We start from the raw sequence: 622 nt of genomic DNA, 5'->3' as shown, positions 1-622 counted from the left end.
AGGGTAGATTGTTCCACTACTATTGATCTGCAAAATGTTTACAAGATGAGCGATTTAAGGAAAAGATGTATTAAAAAAGCACAAAAATATAAAGTTAAAATCGCTTCAAGTGAAGATTTTAATACTTTTTTAGTGCTTTTAAACTCTGTTTTACAAAAGCAGCATGGAGTAAATGCAGTGCATAATACAGAAGAATTAGAACTTTTATATTCAAGATTTCCACAAAATATCAAACTTTTTGTTGCAAAATTCAACGAAGAGATTATTGCGGCAACTTTATTGTTTATCTATGAAAATTTAGTGCATATGCAATATCTAGCAGCTAATGAAAAGGCTAGAGAAATAGGAGCTTTAGATTTACTAATTAAAACTTTAATGGATGAATTTGCTAAAATTAAAAGATATTTTGATTTTGGAATTTCTACTGAAAATGGTGGGAAATTTTTAAATCAAGGTTTGATTTCGCAAAAAGAAGGATTTGGAGGTAGAAGCGTAGTGCATCAATTCTTTAGCATAAATGGGGGGGGGGATTAGCTTATATTATATCGTTCAACTCCTATTTTGTTTGTATATGGCAAGGAGATGTAAATGATATATATTAAAATTCACACAAAAGAAACTC

General features: G+C 29.4%; 1 protein-coding gene. It reads left to right on the top strand.

The window, feature by feature from the left end; genetic code table 11:
* Positions 1–534 (top strand): GNAT family N-acetyltransferase (locus tag CAMP5118_RS07965; protein ID WP_337217027.1); only part of this gene is annotated, 534 nt, incomplete at its 5' end.
* Positions 535–622 lie beyond the last annotated feature (88 nt).

The organism is Campylobacter sp. LMG 7929, assembly GCF_024723595.1.
Taxonomy (GTDB): Bacteria; Campylobacterota; Campylobacteria; order Campylobacterales; family Campylobacteraceae; genus Campylobacter_D.
Note: the sequence above shows the minus strand (reverse complement) of the source record. Positions and strands in the feature narration are given on the sequence as shown.